At 69.8% G+C, this 14,818-nt stretch carries 19 protein-coding genes; 11 read left to right on the forward strand and 8 right to left on the reverse strand.

The window, feature by feature from the left end; all coding sequences use genetic code 11:
• Positions 1 to 70: 70 nt before the first annotated feature.
• Positions 71 to 364 carry a hypothetical protein gene (locus IH68_RS0129395; protein WP_030940921.1) on the forward strand — a complete coding sequence of 98 codons (294 nt, stop codon included), beginning with the start codon at positions 71 to 73 and terminating at the stop codon, positions 362 to 364.
• Positions 365 to 371: 7 nt separating this feature from the next.
• On the opposite strand, the gene IH68_RS0129400 is transcribed toward IH68_RS0129395, so the two are convergent.
• Both IH68_RS0129400 and IH68_RS0129405 read right to left on the reverse strand, forming a co-directional pair.
• A complete protein-coding gene (locus IH68_RS0129400) occupies positions 372 to 836 on the reverse strand; it encodes a nitroreductase family deazaflavin-dependent oxidoreductase (RefSeq protein ID WP_030940923.1) in 465 nt (154 codons plus the stop codon).
• Entirely contained in the window at positions 833 to 2,023 is a 1,191-nt protein-coding gene (locus IH68_RS0129405) for an acyl-CoA dehydrogenase family protein (protein ID WP_030940925.1), read from the reverse strand. Before IH68_RS0129405 ends, IH68_RS0129400 begins: the two co-directional genes overlap by 4 nt.
• Before the next feature lie 80 nt (positions 2,024 to 2,103).
• On the opposite strand from IH68_RS0129405, the gene IH68_RS0129410 reads away from it, so the two are divergent.
• On the forward strand, positions 2,104 to 3,273 hold the full coding sequence (locus IH68_RS0129410) for a thiolase C-terminal domain-containing protein (protein ID WP_030940928.1): 1,170 nt from the start codon (positions 2,104 to 2,106) through the stop codon (positions 3,271 to 3,273).
• Positions 3,274 to 3,290: 17 nt separating this feature from the next.
• On the opposite strand, the gene IH68_RS0129415 is transcribed toward IH68_RS0129410, so the two are convergent.
• Entirely contained in the window at positions 3,291 to 3,638 is a 348-nt protein-coding gene (locus tag IH68_RS0129415) for a DUF1330 domain-containing protein (RefSeq protein ID WP_030940930.1), read from the reverse strand.
• A gap of 249 nt (positions 3,639 to 3,887) precedes the next feature.
• Between IH68_RS0129415 and IH68_RS0129420 the strand changes: the two genes are divergently transcribed.
• The 5 genes from IH68_RS0129420 (at position 3,888) to IH68_RS0129440 (ending at position 6,187) form a co-directional block, all read left to right on the forward strand.
• Positions 3,888 to 4,220: a WXG100 family type VII secretion target gene (locus IH68_RS0129420; protein WP_234341664.1), complete on the forward strand. Its 333-nt coding sequence runs from the start codon at positions 3,888 to 3,890 to the stop codon at positions 4,218 to 4,220.
• Positions 4,217 to 5,353 carry a WXG100 family type VII secretion target gene (locus IH68_RS0129425; RefSeq protein ID WP_030940935.1) on the forward strand — a complete coding sequence of 379 codons (1,137 nt, stop codon included), beginning with the start codon at positions 4,217 to 4,219 and terminating at the stop codon, positions 5,351 to 5,353. The genes IH68_RS0129420 and IH68_RS0129425 overlap by 4 nt, the downstream gene beginning before the upstream one ends.
• Before the next feature lie 24 nt (positions 5,354 to 5,377).
• Positions 5,378 to 5,608 (forward strand): hypothetical protein, encoded by a 231-nt coding sequence (locus IH68_RS0129430; protein ID WP_030940937.1) that lies wholly within the window; start codon positions 5,378 to 5,380, stop codon positions 5,606 to 5,608.
• A 79-nt stretch (positions 5,609 to 5,687) separates the two neighbouring features.
• Positions 5,688 to 5,918: a hypothetical protein gene (locus IH68_RS50280; RefSeq protein ID WP_159403738.1), complete on the forward strand. Its 231-nt coding sequence runs from the start codon at positions 5,688 to 5,690 to the stop codon at positions 5,916 to 5,918.
• On the forward strand, positions 5,915 to 6,187 hold the full coding sequence (locus IH68_RS0129440) for a hypothetical protein (RefSeq protein WP_234341665.1): 273 nt from the start codon (positions 5,915 to 5,917) through the stop codon (positions 6,185 to 6,187). The genes IH68_RS50280 and IH68_RS0129440 overlap by 4 nt, the downstream gene beginning before the upstream one ends.
• Positions 6,188 to 6,256: 69 nt before the next feature.
• Here IH68_RS0129440 and IH68_RS0129445 read toward each other — a convergent pair whose 3' ends face one another.
• Positions 6,257 to 6,415, reverse strand: a complete 159-nt coding sequence (locus tag IH68_RS0129445; protein ID WP_234341666.1) for a hypothetical protein — start codon at positions 6,413 to 6,415, stop codon at positions 6,257 to 6,259.
• A gap of 307 nt (positions 6,416 to 6,722) precedes the next feature.
• On the opposite strand from IH68_RS0129445, the gene IH68_RS0129450 reads away from it, so the two are divergent.
• The gene (locus IH68_RS0129450; RefSeq protein WP_030940942.1) at positions 6,723 to 7,388 is read left to right on the forward strand and encodes a pyridoxine/pyridoxamine 5'-phosphate oxidase; all 666 of its coding nucleotides are present in this window, start codon (positions 6,723 to 6,725) and stop codon (positions 7,386 to 7,388) included.
• Positions 7,389 to 7,403: 15 nt separating this feature from the next.
• Here the strand turns inward: IH68_RS0129450 and IH68_RS0129455 are convergent, their stop codons facing one another.
• Genes IH68_RS0129455 through IH68_RS0129470 form a run of 4 tightly spaced genes read right to left on the reverse strand, consistent with a single transcriptional unit; the run spans position 7,404 to position 9,847 of the window.
• Entirely contained in the window at positions 7,404 to 8,264 is an 861-nt protein-coding gene (locus IH68_RS0129455) for a GNAT family N-acetyltransferase (protein WP_030940944.1), read from the reverse strand.
• A 40-nt stretch (positions 8,265 to 8,304) separates the two neighbouring features.
• The gene (locus IH68_RS0129460; RefSeq protein ID WP_037885427.1) at positions 8,305 to 8,934 is read right to left on the reverse strand and encodes a GNAT family N-acetyltransferase; all 630 of its coding nucleotides are present in this window, start codon (positions 8,932 to 8,934) and stop codon (positions 8,305 to 8,307) included.
• Positions 8,935 to 8,957: 23 nt separating this feature from the next.
• The gene (locus tag IH68_RS0129465; RefSeq protein WP_037885430.1) at positions 8,958 to 9,398 is read right to left on the reverse strand and encodes a Zn-ribbon domain-containing OB-fold protein; all 441 of its coding nucleotides are present in this window, start codon (positions 9,396 to 9,398) and stop codon (positions 8,958 to 8,960) included.
• Entirely contained in the window at positions 9,398 to 9,847 is a 450-nt protein-coding gene (locus IH68_RS0129470) for a hypothetical protein (RefSeq protein ID WP_030940950.1), read from the reverse strand. Before IH68_RS0129470 ends, IH68_RS0129465 begins: the two co-directional genes overlap by 1 nt.
• A 220-nt stretch (positions 9,848 to 10,067) precedes the next feature.
• Between IH68_RS0129470 and IH68_RS0129475 the strand changes: the two genes are divergently transcribed.
• From IH68_RS0129475 to IH68_RS0129485, 3 genes are all read left to right on the forward strand, one after another.
• Complete coding sequence (locus IH68_RS0129475) at positions 10,068 to 11,675, forward strand: subtype B tannase (RefSeq protein ID WP_030940952.1); 1,608 nt, start codon at positions 10,068 to 10,070, stop codon at positions 11,673 to 11,675.
• Positions 11,676 to 11,841: 166 nt separating this feature from the next.
• Positions 11,842 to 13,029 carry a flavin-containing monooxygenase gene (locus tag IH68_RS0129480; protein WP_030940954.1) on the forward strand — a complete coding sequence of 396 codons (1,188 nt, stop codon included), beginning with the start codon at positions 11,842 to 11,844 and terminating at the stop codon, positions 13,027 to 13,029.
• A 165-nt stretch (positions 13,030 to 13,194) separates the two neighbouring features.
• A complete protein-coding gene (locus IH68_RS0129485; protein WP_030940957.1) occupies positions 13,195 to 14,700 on the forward strand; it encodes a flavin monoamine oxidase family protein in 1,506 nt (501 codons plus the stop codon).
• Positions 14,701 to 14,818 lie beyond the last annotated feature (118 nt).

Raw genomic sequence — 14,818 nt, forward strand, 5'->3', positions numbered from 1 at the left:
CGTTGGACGCCCGGTTTACGTATGTATGGGGAGATAGATGCCCGTATGCCTCGCGAAAGGAGAGGCGATCATGAACATCCTGAAGCGTGCGGCGGTTGCTGTGGCTTCGGTGGCCCTCATGACCGGAGCCGCAGGGATTGCATTCGCCGATCAGACCCCACCGCCCAACGGCCAGCCCGGCGCGTCATGCGAGGACCCAAGCACCTCCACTCGCCCCGGGCATGCCTCGACCGCCCCCGGCTCCGCTTTCAACCCCACCGGCGTCTCCGGCACCAAGTACGCCGGTGAGCAGCCCCAGAACTCCAAGAACCCCAAGTCCGTCTCGCAGTACGACGTGGCCTGCTTCCAGGTCTCGAACCACTGAGGCCGACTTACCTCCACACAACCCTGAACACCCGTATCTCCCGCTCCACCCGAGCCTGATACGTCGCATACGGCGGCCAGAAGGCCAACAGCGCCTTCCAGGCCGCCGCCCTCTCCTCCCCCTCCAGCAGCCGGGCCGTGACCGGTATGTCCCGGCCCTTCCAGCTGATCTCGGCGTCGGGATGGGCGAGCAGGTTGTGGGTCCAGGCAGGGTGGTCGGTGCGGCCGAAGTTGGAGCCGATGAGAAGCCAGCCGCCCTCCTCCGGCATACAGGCGAGGGGCGTACGACGCGGGAGGCCGCTCCTCGCACCCGTGGACGTGAGGATCACCCCGGGCAGCATCTGGGCACTGAGCAGGTATTTTCCGCGCGTCAGCCGATGTACGGCCTTGTCGAGCTTCGGCACGACGTGCGGCGCCACCTTGGCGAAGCCCCTCGTCGACGACACCTTCTGCACCAGCCGTTCGCCGATCACACCGCCACCCCCAGGCCCTGTTCAAATAGGTGCGCCGCCTCGGCGGCGTGCGCCCGCAGCCGGTGTACCGGCCCGAACAGCAGCTCGTCGCCCGCGGCGCGCTTGAAGTACAGATGCGCCTCGTGCTCCCAGGTGAAACCGATGCCGCCGTGCAACTGGATCCCTTCGGCGGCGGCACCGCGCAGCGCCTCCAGGGCCTGCGCGAGGGCGAGCCCGCCCACCTTCTCGCCGTGGGCGGTGGCCCAGGCGGCGTAGTAGGCAGCCGAGCGCGCCGCCTGGACCTGGACGTACACGTCGGCCAGCCGGTGCTTCACAGCCTGGAAGGACCCGATCGCCCGCCCGAACTGCTCGCGCTGCTTGACGTATTCGACGGTGCGTTCCAGTGCGCGGTCGGCTGCCCCGACGGCTTCGCAGGCGAGTACGGCGGCGGCCGAGTCACCCACGGCGGAGAGGGCGCCGAGAACGTCAGTCCCGTCTTCCGTACCCAGCAACTCGGCTTCCACATCTCGCAGTTGGACACGCGCCTGCGGCCGGGTCGCATCAAGTGCGGTCTGCCGTACGCGTACGAGCCCGGCCGCATCCCCCGGCACGAGGAAGAGGAGGGTGCGCGAGCGGGCGAAGCCGCCGGTGTGGGCGGCGACCACCAGGAGCTGCGCGCTGTGGCCGTCCAGCACCTGGTCGACCTGCCCGTACAGCCGCCAGCCGTCGCCCGCCCGCCCGGCCTGGACGCCCCCCGCACGCCCCCCGCCCGCCCAGTCGCCGTCGCCCGCACCGGTGAGGGCGAGGGCGGTGGCGAGGGCAGCACCCGGCACGGCGAGGGCTGCGGTGAGGGTGCCGTCGGCGATACGGGGCAGCAGGGCGGCGCGCTGGGTGTCGGTGCCGAGGGCGAGGATCAGGGGTGCGGCGAGCACACAGGTCGCGAGGAGAGGTGAGGGGGCAAGGGTCCTGCCCGACTCCTCTGCCGCCAGGGCGAGTTCGGTCACGGTGCAGCCGATACCGCCGTACGCCTCCGGGAGGGCGAGTCCAGGCAGGCCGAGCTGGTCGGCGAGGGCGGTCCACAGGGCCGGGTCGTGTCCGGCGGGGGTGTCGAGGGCGGCGCGCAGCTCCTCGGGGCCGCAGCGCTTGCGGAGCAGTTCGCGCAGGGTGCGGCGGATCCCGTCCTGCTCGGCCGTGAAGCCGGCGTCCATGGCTACCCCTTCCCTCCAGATCTGACGGTCCGTCATATTAGGAGGGTCGGAGCGAGATGCACAGGGGGAGGAGACCTCTCATGACTGGCGGGACCCGCAAGGTGGCCGTGGTGGGCGTGGCCCTCTCCGACTGCGGCCGCGTGGACGACGCGACCCCGTACACCCTGCACGCGCAGGCGGCCCGCCGTGCGCTGGCCGACGCGGGACTGGGCCGTGAGGTGGTGGACGGCTTCGCCTCCGCCGGCCTGGGCACCCTCGCCCCCGTAGAGGTGGCCGAGTATCTGGGCCTGCGCCCCACGTGGGTGGACTCGACGTCGGTCGGAGGCTCGACCTGGGAGGTGATGGCGGCCCACGCGGCGGACGCGATAGCGGCGGGTCACGCGAACGCCGTCCTGCTGGCCTACGGCTCGACGGCCCGCGCGGACATCAAGGCGGGCCGCCGCACCGGCAACCTCTCCTTCGGCGCTCGCGGCCCACTGCAGTTCGAAGTCCCCTACGGCCACACGCTGATCGCCAAATACGCGATGGCGGCCCGCCGCCACATGATCGAACACGGCACGACGATCGAGCAGTTGGCGTCCGTCGCCGTGCAGGCGAGGGCGAACGCCGCGCTGAACCCGGACGCGATGTTCCACACCCCGATCACCCTGGACGAGGTCCTCTCCGGCCCGATGATCGCGGACCCCTTCACGAAGCTGCACTGCTGCCTGCGTTCCGACGGCGGGGCGGCGGTGCTGCTGGCCGCCGAGGAGTACGTACGGGACTGCCGTACGGCTCCGGTCTGGGTGCTCGGCACCGGGGAGCACGTCTCGCACGCCGCGATGTCCGAGTGGCCCGACTTCACGGTGTCGCCGGCGGCGGTGAGCGGGCGGCTGGCGTTCGAACGGGCGGGGGTGCGGGCGGAGGAGATGGACTTCGCGCAGATCTATGACGCGTTCACCTACATGACGCTGGTGACGCTCGAGGATCTCGGGTTCTGCGGGAAGGGGGAGGGTGGGGCGTTCGTGGAGAAGGGGCGGTTGAGGGTCGAGGGCGGGGAGCTGCCGGTGAACACGGACGGGGGTGGACTGTCGGCCCAACACCCCGGGATGCGGGGGCTGTTCCTGCTGGTGGAGGCGGTACGGCAGCTGCGGGGAGAGGCGGGGGCGCGGCAAGTCCGCGCACCGGACGGGGAGTTGCCGCGCCTGGGCGTGGCCTCCGGCACCGGGGGCTGGTTCTGCTCCGCCGGGACGGTGGTGCTGGGCAGGTGATCAGCCGGCTGCGAGGGCTACTCGGCAGGCAGCGTCTCCCGCATCGCACGCGCGGTGGAGGCAGGGTCGTAGTCCCCGGGAACGCCGTCGACCAGGATGATGTCGCCGTCGATGTGCCGCGAGCGCAGCGGTGCGATCTCCTGGTACTCGGGCGAGTCCCACCAGGTCCGCGCCTCTGTGATACCGGGAAAACCGATCACCACGACATGCCCGGGCCAGCTGCCCTCCTTCACCTCGTGCTGTGTGGCGTGCACCAGGAAACGGCCGCCGTACGGCTCGAAGGTGCCGGAGACCCGCTCGATGTACTCGGCGATCTCCGGGTGCGGGGCGGCTTCCTGCAGATGAGCTATGGCGTAGGCGGTCATGGGGAGTTGGCGTCCTTCCGGTCGAGGTCGGGCTCGTACGCAGACGATCTTGGCAGGTGGGGGCAGCGGGGTCGATGACCTGACAGGTAAGCGGCCTGGCTGTGCCCCGTAGGAATCCAGCCAAGGGCACGTCATCGTCCCGTCTTGATCCCGCAAACAGTCGTTTTGAACGAGCAAACAGTTCTTCCCGGCAAGTCAATGGCTCCGGTACTGCTGGTCTGTTCATGCATTCGACGACGGGGGAGCAGAATGAGCCAGTTCGGTGTCGACCCCGACACACTGAACGAGCTTGCCGGGAAGTTCGACAGAGAAGCCAAGGACCTGGCGAAGCCGATCGACGGCTTCGCGGCGACCGCGTCCCAGATCGGCGAAGCCTTCGGTCTGCTCGGCGCTTGCGACGGTGCGGCGCAGAAGTACCAGACGCTGCTGAACAGCACCCTCAAGGCGCTCGGGCAGCTGCCCGGCGTTCTCACCGGCGACGGCGACCGGCTGCGTCTCAACGCCACCAACTACAAGGCCTCCGACCAGACCGCCGTGGAGCACCTCCGTGCCGCGACCCGGCCGGCGGGAGGCCCGGCGTGAGCATCAACAGCTGGATCGACGGCAAGGTACTGGACATCCTCCAGGCCTGTGGCGTGGAACTCCCGGGCGGCAACGGCGACACGCTCCGCTCGATCGCCCACGCCTGGGACACCATGGGCAACGAGCTGACGGAAGTCGCGCATGCCCTCGACATCCAGATCCAGGGCGTCGACAAACAGGGCTGGCACGGTGAGGCACGCGATGCCTTCGAGAAGCACTGGGCGGAGCAGAAGCGCGTCATCGACGACGTCGCGCACAACTTCCACCAGGTGGCCGACGGACTGCGGGCGTACGCCGACGAGATCGACAAGATCAACGAGGAGATCATCGACATCTGCGTCGAGATCGCCGAGATGGAGATCGCCGGCGCCGCGCTGTCCTTCTTCACCGGTTTCCTCTCCGACCTCGTCGCGAACACGGCGGTGGCCACGCGGGTCGCCAAGATCATCGACCTGGTGAAGCTGTTCACTTCAGCGGCCGAGAAGGTGGCGGCGCTGCTGGAGCGGTTCGGCGCGCTCACCGAGGAAGGCGCGGCGAAGCTGGCGAAGGTGGCCGAGTTCGCCGCGAAGTTCCTCAAGAAGGGCGCCGAGAGCTTCGTCACCAACTTCGTGGCGGACTCGGGCAGCCAGATGCTCAACCAGGCGCTCACCGGGCAGCCGATCACGGTGGGCCAGGACTTCTCCACCGCCGGCAAGGAGGCCCTGGGAACGGCCGCGTTCACCGCAGGCGGCGGGGCGCTGGCCGAGGGCGCCAACCTGACGGGCGCGGTGGGCAAGGTCCTCGGCGGCGAGGGCCGGGTCGGCAACGCGTTCAACGGCGCGCTGGGCAACATCAGCGGGGGCCTCACGGCCGACGTGTGGAACCACCAGGACGGCGCGACGATCGGCTGGGACGTGGCGACGAACGCGCTGACGGGAGCGACCGGAAACGCGGCGAACGACGCCCACTTCCATCACATGGAGGAGAACGGCAGCCTCGGCGGCGAAAACCTCAGCGACAGGGGCAAGCTCACCGACGCCGCGTACAAGAACTCCTCGGGCACAGGCCTCAACGCGGCGGTCTACGCGGCAGGCTCCGGTATCGAGTCGGACGCCCAGAACCTGGCCAAGGACGTCAAGAAGGCGGGCGAGTGATCCGTGCACAGTGAGGTGGGGGGCATGATCCTTGCCGGGGTCGCGCACAACAACCCGAACTACGACCCGGGCTGGGTCTCCTTCTTCGCGGCGCTCGTCGTGCTCGCGGGGTGCGTGATCGTCCTTTTCGGTGGGGCCATGTCCGTCGGCATGCGGGGCTTGGTAGGTCCAAGGAAGTGGGCCGGTTACGCGATCGGGCCGGTGACCATCACGATCGGCCTCGCCGTCGCCGCCCTCGGCGTCTGGCTCTGGTGACCGCGGGACGTTGGACGACTGGGCCCATTGAGCCGGGCGTCCAGGTCCCGGCCAAGGGCGAGTGAGAGTGGTCGGCGACGTGAGACTTGCGGCCACGTGGACCCCCAACCCGAACCACCCCGCCACCTGGACCGGCTTCTTCTGGGCGCTCCTCGGGGTTGCCGGGTGCCTGATCGTCGTCATCGGCGCCACCCTGACCTTTGCTCTCTGGAACGTCAGCGATCAGAAGAAGGTGGGCAACTACGTTCTCGGGCCGGTGATCCTCGTGATCGGGCTTGCCATCGCCGGCTGGGGCTTCGGTCTGTGGTGACCGTGCACGATGGGCTCGGCGACATGATCCTTGCGGGGGTCGCGCACAACAACCCGAACTACGACCCGGGCTGGGTCTCCTTCTTCGCAGCGCTCGTCGTGCTCGCGGGGTGCGTGATCGTCCTCGCGGGAGTGCTCGCGGCCATCACCACGTGGCGCAGCGCCGAGGAGCCACGTCACCGAGGCCAGTGGCGTGTGCTCCTCGGCACGACGGGGTGCTTCACGATTGCGGGCCTTGCGATCACCGGCTTCGGCGTGTGGCTGTACTGAGGCGCACACGCCGCGCCTGGAACGGCTTCTTCTGGGCGCTTCTCGGGATTGTCCCTGCGAGCCGCCAGGTCAGTTACCGGCCTTCTTGTCGAACCATCCGAACGACCGGCCAAAGGACGCGCCGCCAAAGAGGATGCCGAGAGGAACGATCGTGAACCAGACGGCACCGGCTTTCATGGCCGCGAGCAGGGCGATGGCGCCGATGGCCAGCGCCAGGAGCACGAGCATGCCCAGAAGGACACGAATCTTGGAAACCAACGGATGACTCTCCAATGTTCAGCTTGGCTCTATTGACCAGACAGCGTTCGCTACCCGTCGGACCACTGGCGACGGTTGCCCGGTAGAGAGGCAGCAAGCTCCCCGGCCTGACACCACGGCCCCGTCAGGAAGCTCATGAGGCGAGTCTCCCAACGCTGCCTTCCGGAGGCGCCGGTGGAACTACGCAATCGAATACGTAGGTTCACCGGCCTGGGCGGGGCAAAGCAGCGGCCGGCCAGGGCGGGCGGTCCGGCGACCGGCGGCCGATACTCGACGCATGGGAACAGATCTTCACGAGCTGCTGAGGTCACTGCGGGTGTGGGATCCGGAGGTCACGGAACTACGCCCCTTCGACCCGACGGCCGCCCCAGCCGAACCGCTGCCCCTCTTCACGACGTGGTTTGCGGAGGCGGTGGCGGCGGGCCAGCGGGAACCGCACACGATGTCCCTGGCCACCTCGGATGCCGATGGGCACCCAGACGTACGGATCGTGATGCTGCACGGCGCGGACGCCGACGGCTGGGCCTTCGCGACGCACGCCACGAGCCGCAAGGGCGGGCAGCTGGCGGCACGGCCTTACGCGGCCCTCGCCTTCTACTGGCCGGTGCTGGGCCGCCAGGTCCGGGTACGCGGGCCGGTCACCGCCGCGCCGGCCCAGGAGTCGCAGGGCGACCTGCACGCCCGCTCGACCGGCGCCCTCGCCGCTGCCCTCACCGGACGTCAGAGTGAAATGCTGGGCTCTGTGGAGGAGTTGGCCCGGGAGTCCAAGGCCGCCTGGGAACGGGCCCAGAAGGAGCCCGACGCTCCGGTGCCGTCCTGGACCCTGTACCGCCTCCGACCGGACGAGGTGGAGTTCTTCCAGGGGGACGAGCGCAGACGGCATGTACGGCTGAACTACCGCCGGGAGGAGGGGGGTTGGGCCAAGGAGCTGCTGTGGCCATGAGGCTCGCGGCCACCCTCATGCCGTGAAGTCGTACACCCCGAAGTCCGCCACCGCCCGATACCCGATCCGCTGGTACAGGGCGTTGCTGGTCGGGTTGGCGAGGTCCGTGAACAGCAGCACCTCGGCCGCGCCCGCCGCGAGTGCCGCCCGGCTGACCTCGGCCGTGACCGCCCCGGCGTATCCGCGGCCGCGCAGGTGGGCCGGGGTGTAGACGGGGGCGACCCGGATCTGCCCGGCAACCATCGGTGTCACCCCCGCCATGGCCACGGGGGTCCCGTCGGCGTCCTCCCAGAACGTCGTCCCGCCGTAGGAGATACGCGAGTCGGCCCACCCCTCCGCACGCTCCGCGCCGCTCTCGCCGATGGCCTCCATGAACTCGCCGTACCACCGCACCAGTTGCTCCCGGTCCGCCTCTCCGGCGACCCTCGGCTGCCCCTGCGGCACCGGCTGCGGGACCGTCAGCGTGCCGAGCCGGTACAGCCGTTGCCGCTGGCTCAGCGTCGCCGTCGCGCCGGTGTGCTCCTCCCAGGAGCGGGCCACGGCATCGATGGTGGAGCGCTCGCCGATGACTCCGGGGACCGGGCGGCCCAGACCGGCCAGGTGGGCGGCGAGGGAGTCGGCCTCCTCGGGGGCGAGGGGCGTGACGTTCACGGGGTAGGGAGGGGTGCGGAGGTAGGCGGCGCGGATCGTTCCCGCCGACTCCAGCACGCCGAAGTAGGGCGCCTCGGAGCCGTAATAGCCCAATCCACGCGTCCGCAGCCCTTCGGTCACCGTCAGCGGGACGGTGTGCAGGGCGGGGCGGGAGCGGAGGAAATCCCCGGCGCGCGCGAGGAAGGCGTCCAGGTCGTCGATGAAGTGCCAGTCTTCGGGGCGCATGCTTCATGATTCCGCACGGCCCGAGCCCGGCGCGCGCGAATTACGGGAGCTGCGGCTCCGGGTCCGTGGCGATCCGCCCGTGCAGATGCACGTCCCGGAACGCGTCCTGCCTCCCCGCCTCCCACATCGCGCCCCGCAAGGTCCCCTCGTAACGGAACCCGCACCGCTCGGCGATACGGCACGAGGCCTCATGGCCGAGGGCATGACCGAGCTCCAGCCTGTGTATCCCCAGGTCGGTCAGCGCCCAGCGGGAGGCCAAGGCCAGGGCGCGGACGGCGACCCCTTGCCCGCGCGCCTCGGGCAGCACCCAGTACCCGACACGGGCGACGCTCAGGACGAGGTCGATCATGTTGACACCGATGTGCCCCAGCACCGCACCGCTCGCGGCGTCGGTCACGCAGTACGACGCCGCCGAACCGTCGGTCGAGGCCAGCGCCTTGGCCCGCAGCGACTCGCGGGCGTCGGCGAGGTCGTCGACCTGCTTGAGCGGTGTGTTCCAGCGCCGGAACTCCGGGTCCGTGAGCCCGCGCAACCAGGCCTCGACATCGGCGTCCGAGTCCGCGTCCCACAGGCGCAGGCGGATGCCGTGACCGTACAGATCAGGAAGGGAGAAGGATGAAGAAGGGGATGGTGAAGCCGGGTCGGTGTGCTGTGCGTCCACAGAGCTCATCAGCCCATTCAAACGCGTACGCCTCAGTCGCGCGGCCGGAATACCGGCGTCCCTTCCCGGAACGCCACCTCCAGCTCGGCACCCGCCCGCAGCTCACCCGCCCCGCACCCCACCACCTCCGTCATCATCCGCGGCCCTTCCGCCAGATCGACGACCGCGGCCACGTAGGGCGTCCGCTCGCCGAAGGGCGGCAGGTCGTTCCGGTGGACGACGGACCAGGTGTAGAGCACCGCCCGGCCGCTCGCCCGCTCCCACTGCACGTCCTCGCTCCAGCAGTGCGGGCAGAACTCGCGCGGGTAGTGGTGGGCCCGCCCGCACGCCCCGCAGCGGCGGATCAGCAGCCTGCCCTCGGCGGCCGCGTCCCAGTAGGTCCGAGTGAAGGCGTCGGCCTCCGGTACGTCGAACCGAGGACCGCTCACCTCACGGCCGGCCACTTCAGGACCGCTCGCACCACGGCCACCCATCAGAACAGCCCCAGCGCGCTGTCCAACGACCACGTCTGCCACGACATCCCGAACAGCGCGACCACCGACATCAGCGCCATCATCGAGTTCTGCCCCTGCTCGGCCACGTCGTGGATCATGAGCGTGAAGTAGAGGACATTCAGCAGCAGCCCTCCGACCAGCGCGACCGGGCTCAGGAACCCGACGACCAGCCCCAGCCCGACCGCCAACTCCGCGTACACCACGACGTACGCCATCGTCCGCGGGCGCGGCGCCACCATGACCTCGAAGCCCGACCGTACGGCGTTCCAGCGGTGCTTCGCCGCGATGCCCGCCGCCCACGCGATCCCGGTCCCGCGCTCGAACCAGGCCTTCCGGTCCTTGTGCCGCCAGCTTTCCAGCCACCACAGCCCGAGTCCTATGCGCAGCACGGCCAGCCATTCCGCGCCCGTGAGCCAGATCGCATCCATGAATCTGACGGTACGTCAGATAGCGCGTTCCCGGAAGTGCCGTACACCTCCCGCGAACCCCGTCAGAAGCTGTGCGGCCGCCATGAAACTGTGCGTCCCCCATGAATACCCACGGATTGTTGGCAATTTTGTCGGCATGCTCGCTACCTTCGCAGCCGCAGCCAAACACCGAGGGAGTCGAACCGTGAAGCACAGGGCAGTGAAGCGCAGGACCGTAGTGATGGGCATCGGCGCAACCGCCGGCGTCGCCGCGGCCGGGGGCATCGCCCTCAGCGCCCAGGCGTCAGGCAACTCGCCGTCGTCAGCGTCGTCCGCGTCCCCCTCGGACTCGCTGGTCTTCGACCCGGACGGCTACACGAAGCTCACGACGACCGTCACGGACACCGACGGCAACGACCACTCCGTGACGTATCACTTCTGGAAGGCGATCACGTACGTCGCCAAGCCGGTGGACGCGACCTACCAGTCGCTCATCGTCAGCGCGCCCGTCGAGATCGACGGCAAGACGGTCGACCCGACGAACGCGCCGATCCTGTTCGCGAACTCCGTCGGCGGCTACATGCCGTCCTCCGTGGCGGACGCCACCGGGGTCGGCGCCGGGGGCATGGACGGCGGCGGTGGCATGCCGAGCGGCGCGCCGACCGGGAGTGCCGCGCCCAGCGCCTCCGCCCCCAACGCGAACGGCAACACCAACGCCACCGGCGGCGCCACGGCCTCCAACCAGCTGCTGGCCCTCGCCGCCGGATACGTCGTGATCGAGCCCGGCGCCCGCGGCCGTACCCTCAAGAACTCCTCCGGCGAGTACTACGGCACCGCCCCGGCCGCCATCGTCGACCTCAAGGCGGCCGTGAGGTATGTGAAGTCCAACAAGGGGCGCATACCCGGCAACGTCGACCGGATCGTGTCGGCGGGCACCAGCGCAGGCGGCGCCCTGTCCTCCCTGCTCGGCGCGTCCGGCGACAGTCCGGTCTACGAGAAGTACCTCAGGGAACTCGGCGCCGCCGACGTCTCCGACGCGATCTTCGCGGTCGGCGCCTGGTGCCCGATCACCGACCTGGAGCACGCGGACGGCGCCTACGAGTGGAACTGGGGCACCAACGTCACCCAGTCCACCGGCAAGGTCGTCGACCAGACGGTGTCGAAGGAGCTGCGGGCCCAGTTCGCCGAGTACCAGGCGAAGTTGAGGCTGCACGGCCTGAAGGGTTCCGGCTTCGGTGCGCTCACTGCCCGCAACTACGACGAGTACCTGGTCAAGCAGTACCTTGAGCCGTCGGCGACCAAGTACCTGACCGCCCTGTCGGACTCGGACCGCGCGACCTACCTCGCCAAGAACACCTTCATCACCTGGTCGGGCGGCAAGGCCACCTTCACCTGGGACGACTTCCTCACCCACGTGGGCGCCCGCAAGAAGACCACCCCGGCCTTCGACGCCTTCGATCTGTCCGCCGGCGAGAACAACCTGTTCGGCGCGGGGACGACCGAGAACCGTCACTTCACCGCCTACAGCGCCAAGAACGACACCACCGGGCTCAGCAGCAAGCGCGTCGCCGCCGACATCCCCGAGAAGCTGCACCTGATGAACCCCATGTACCACCTGGTGGAGAAGGTCAACGGGCGGCGCTCGAAGCACTGGTGGATCCGCCTCGGCACCAACGACTCCGACACCTCGCACGTCATCTCCGCCAACCTTGCCGCCGCCGCGGCGGGTCTCGGCGACGAGGTCAACCACCTCTACTACTGGGACGAGGGCCACGGCGCCAACACCGACCCCGGCGACTTCATCACCTGGATCGCCAAGGTGACGGGCCACAAGGGCCCGAAGAAGTAGGCCCGCGGGCAGCAGGCCCGCGGCCGGTGGGGCTTCCCCGTACGGCCACAACCAGGTGTCCTACGCCACAAGCCCCACCCACTACTCATACACGCGTGATCAATCCGCAACCAATTCCCCTCTTGACCGAGACCCATCAACCCGGTGCGTGATTACGCTCGCGCACATGGCCGACTCCACACCGCCCGCGAGCCCCTCGGGGCGCCCCGTCTACGTGATCGGCGGCGGCCCGGCCGGGCTCTCCGCCGCATACGCGCTGCGGGCCCGGGGCATACGCGCGGTCGTCCTGGAGAAGTCCGACCAGGTGGGTGCGGCCTGGCGGCGGCACTACGACCGCCTGCACCTGCACACCACCCGCCGCCTGTCCGCTCTGCCCGGACTGCCGATACCGCGCCGCTTCGGACGCTGGGTCTCCCGGGACGACGTGGTGCGCTACCTGGAGAAGTACGCGGAGGTCCACGAACTGGAGATCGTCACCGGCGTCGAGGTCTCCCGCGTCGAACGCACCCCCGACGGCGACGGCTGGCTGCTGCACGCCACGGGCGGCCGCGAACTGACCGGCGCCGCGGTCGTGGTCGCCACCGGCTACAACCACACGCCGTACATCCCCGACTGGGCCGGACTCGAGAAGTACTCCGGCGACTTCGTCCATGCCGGCGAGTACCGCAGCCCCGCGCCCTACGCCGGCCGCGACGTCCTCGTCGTCGGCGTCGGCAACACCGGCGCCGAGATCGCCGTGGACCTGGTGGAGGGCGGCGCCTCGCGGGTGCGGCTGTCGGTGCGGACGGCTCCGCACATCGTGCGGCGCTCGACCGCCGGATGGGCCGCCCAGTACACGGGTGTGCTGGTACGGCGGCTGCCGACCGGGCTCGTCGACCGGCTCGCGCGGCCGATGGCGAAGCTGAGCGTCCCCGACCTCTCCGCGCAGGGGCTGCCCCGCCCCGACACCGGGCTGTACAGCAGGGTCAAGGAGGGCGCGATCCCGGTGCAGGACGTCGGTCTCATCGACGCGGTCCGCAAGGGGCGGGTCGAAGTCGTCGCCGCCGTCGACGGCTTCGAGGACGGCAAGGTCGTCCTCACCGACGGCACCCGTGTCTCACCGGAGGCCGTCGTCGCCGCCACCGGATACGTCCGCGCCCTGGAAGGCCTCGTCGGCCACCTCGACGTGCTCGACGACCGGGGCAGACCCGTGGCGCACGGCGCCCGCACTCCGCAGCAGGCCCCCGGCCTGTACTTCACCGGCTTCACCACCCCCATCAGCGGCACCCTCCGCGAGGTGGCGATGGACTCCGAGAAGATCGCGAAGACCATCGTGAAGAACGGCGGGGTCGCGCTCTCCCGTCTGCCCGGATGACGTAGAAGCGCTCAACCCCCTACAAACCCTCAACTCCCTTCCGCGGAACTCTTGTTACGCATGAGTCAGATGTGGCGGGAGCGTTGAAGCGTGCCGCCGTTCGGGGCCAGAATCTGAACACTGCTCACTTTCTGGCTCCACACTCTCTCCACACGGAGGACGCACGTGGCACGCGAAAGACAGCACCACCCGCAAGCCCTCTCCCGCCGCTCCCTGCTCGGCGGTGCCGCCGCCGCTGCCGGAGCCGTCACCCTCACCGGCACCGCCGCCGGTACGGCGTCCGCGGCCTCCACCCGGGATGTGGATGTCGCGATAATCGGCGGCGGCCTCGCCGGACTGACCGCCGCTCGCGACCTGGTGGCCGGCGGCAAGACGGTCGCCGTCCTGGAGGCCCGCGACCGCGTGGGCGGCCGGGTCGTCAACCTGTCCCTGGCGGGCGGCGGTTTCTCCGAGGGCGGCGGCGAGTTCATCGGCCCCACCCAGGACCGCATCAAGGCCCTCGCCGACTCCCTGGGTGTCGCCACCTTCACGACGTACAACACCGGCAAGAACCTCCTCTACAAGGACGGAACCCGGACCCCCTACGCCACCGACGGCATCCTCGGCTCGGTCCCGCCCGTCGACGCGGCCGGCCTCGCCAACGCAGCGATCGTGCAGGCGTCGTTGGACGACATGGCCAAGCAGGTCCCGGTCGACGCGCCCTGGACCGCCGCCAAGGCCGCCGAGTGGGACAAGCAGACCTTCGAGAGCTGGCTGAACGCCAACGCCGTGATCCCGTCGGCCAAGTTCCTCCTGGACGTGGCCTGCACCTCGATCTTCTCGGCGCAGCCCCGGGAGCTCTCCCTCCTCTTCGTGCTCTTCTACATCGCCGCCGCGGGCAACGAGTCCAACGCCGGCACCCTGGAGCGCCTCACCGACACCGCGAACGGCGCCCAGGAGTCCCGCTTCGTCGGTGGCTCCCAGCAGGTGCCGATCAAGCTGGCCGCCACGCTCGGCGACCGGGTGGTGCTGAGTGCGCCGGTGCGGTCGATCGCGCAGTCGGGCGGCAAGTACGTGGTGACCGCGGACGGGGTGACGGTGACGGCCAAGAAGGTCGTGGTCGCCGTACCGCCGCCACTGGCCGCGCGCATCACCTTCGATCCACTGCTGCCGGCCTCGCGGGACCAGCTGAGCCAGCGGCTGCCGATGGGCTCGATCGGCAAGGCGATCGCGGTCTACGACACCCCCTTCTGGCGGGCCGACGGCCTCAACGGCCAGGTCGTCAGCGACTCCGGCGTGGTCCGCTCGACGTTCGACAACTCACCGCCCGACGCCTCCTACGGCGCTCTGATGGGCTTCATCGAGGCCGACGAGATGCGGGCGTACGACGCGTCGAGCGTCGCCGAGGTCAAGGCCGCCGTGCTCAAGGACTACGTCAACTACTTCGGCGACAAGGCCAAGTCGCCCACCTCCTTCGTGCTGCAGCGCTGGGACAACGAGGGCTTCTCCCGCGGCGGCCCGGTCGCCTACGCCCCGCCCGGCGTCCTGACCGAGTACGGAGCCGCCCTGCGCAGGCCGGTCGGCGGCATCCACTGGGCGGGCACCGAGACCTCCACGTACTGGAACGGGTACATGGACGGGGCCGTGCGGTCGGGGGAGCGGGTGGCCAAGGAAGTGCTCGCGGAGCTGTGACAGGCCCTGCCGGAAGCGGCCGGCTTCCCGGTCGGGCTTGCCTGTCCGTTCAACTTTGCGTGCACAGCCGTTCCTGACATGGCGTCAGTTCAGTAATCTGACAGAGCGTCAGTTATTG

It is taken from the genome of Streptomyces sp. NRRL S-646, assembly GCF_000720765.1.
Classification (GTDB): domain Bacteria; phylum Actinomycetota; class Actinomycetes; order Streptomycetales; family Streptomycetaceae; genus Streptomyces.

What these genes read in the sequence shown, in the direction of transcription:
- IH68_RS0129395 (WP_030940921.1), top strand. Translation starts at nt 71, where the DNA reads ATGAACATCCTGAAGCGTGCGGCGGTTGCTGTGGCTTCGGTGGCCCTC.
- IH68_RS0129405 (WP_030940925.1), bottom strand. Translation starts at nt 2,023, where the DNA reads ATGGACGCCGGCTTCACGGCCGAGCAGGACGGGATCCGCCGCACCCTG.
- IH68_RS0129410 (WP_030940928.1), top strand. Translation starts at nt 2,104, where the DNA reads ATGACTGGCGGGACCCGCAAGGTGGCCGTGGTGGGCGTGGCCCTCTCC.
- IH68_RS0129415 (WP_030940930.1), bottom strand. Translation starts at nt 3,638, where the DNA reads ATGACCGCCTACGCCATAGCTCATCTGCAGGAAGCCGCCCCGCACCCG.
- IH68_RS0129420 (WP_234341664.1), top strand. Translation starts at nt 3,888, where the DNA reads ATGAGCCAGTTCGGTGTCGACCCCGACACACTGAACGAGCTTGCCGGG.
- IH68_RS0129430 (WP_030940937.1), top strand. Translation starts at nt 5,378, where the DNA reads ATGATCCTTGCCGGGGTCGCGCACAACAACCCGAACTACGACCCGGGC.
- IH68_RS0129445 (WP_234341666.1), bottom strand. Translation starts at nt 6,415, where the DNA reads ATGCTCGTGCTCCTGGCGCTGGCCATCGGCGCCATCGCCCTGCTCGCG.
- IH68_RS0129450 (WP_030940942.1), top strand. Translation starts at nt 6,723, where the DNA reads ATGGGAACAGATCTTCACGAGCTGCTGAGGTCACTGCGGGTGTGGGAT.
- IH68_RS0129455 (WP_030940944.1), bottom strand. Translation starts at nt 8,264, where the DNA reads ATGCGCCCCGAAGACTGGCACTTCATCGACGACCTGGACGCCTTCCTC.
- IH68_RS0129460 (WP_037885427.1), bottom strand. Translation starts at nt 8,934, where the DNA reads ATGAGCTCTGTGGACGCACAGCACACCGACCCGGCTTCACCATCCCCT.
- IH68_RS0129465 (WP_037885430.1), bottom strand. Translation starts at nt 9,398, where the DNA reads ATGGGTGGCCGTGGTGCGAGCGGTCCTGAAGTGGCCGGCCGTGAGGTG.
- IH68_RS0129470 (WP_030940950.1), bottom strand. Translation starts at nt 9,847, where the DNA reads ATGGATGCGATCTGGCTCACGGGCGCGGAATGGCTGGCCGTGCTGCGC.
- IH68_RS0129475 (WP_030940952.1), top strand. Translation starts at nt 10,068, where the DNA reads ATGGGCATCGGCGCAACCGCCGGCGTCGCCGCGGCCGGGGGCATCGCC.
- IH68_RS0129480 (WP_030940954.1), top strand. Translation starts at nt 11,842, where the DNA reads ATGGCCGACTCCACACCGCCCGCGAGCCCCTCGGGGCGCCCCGTCTAC.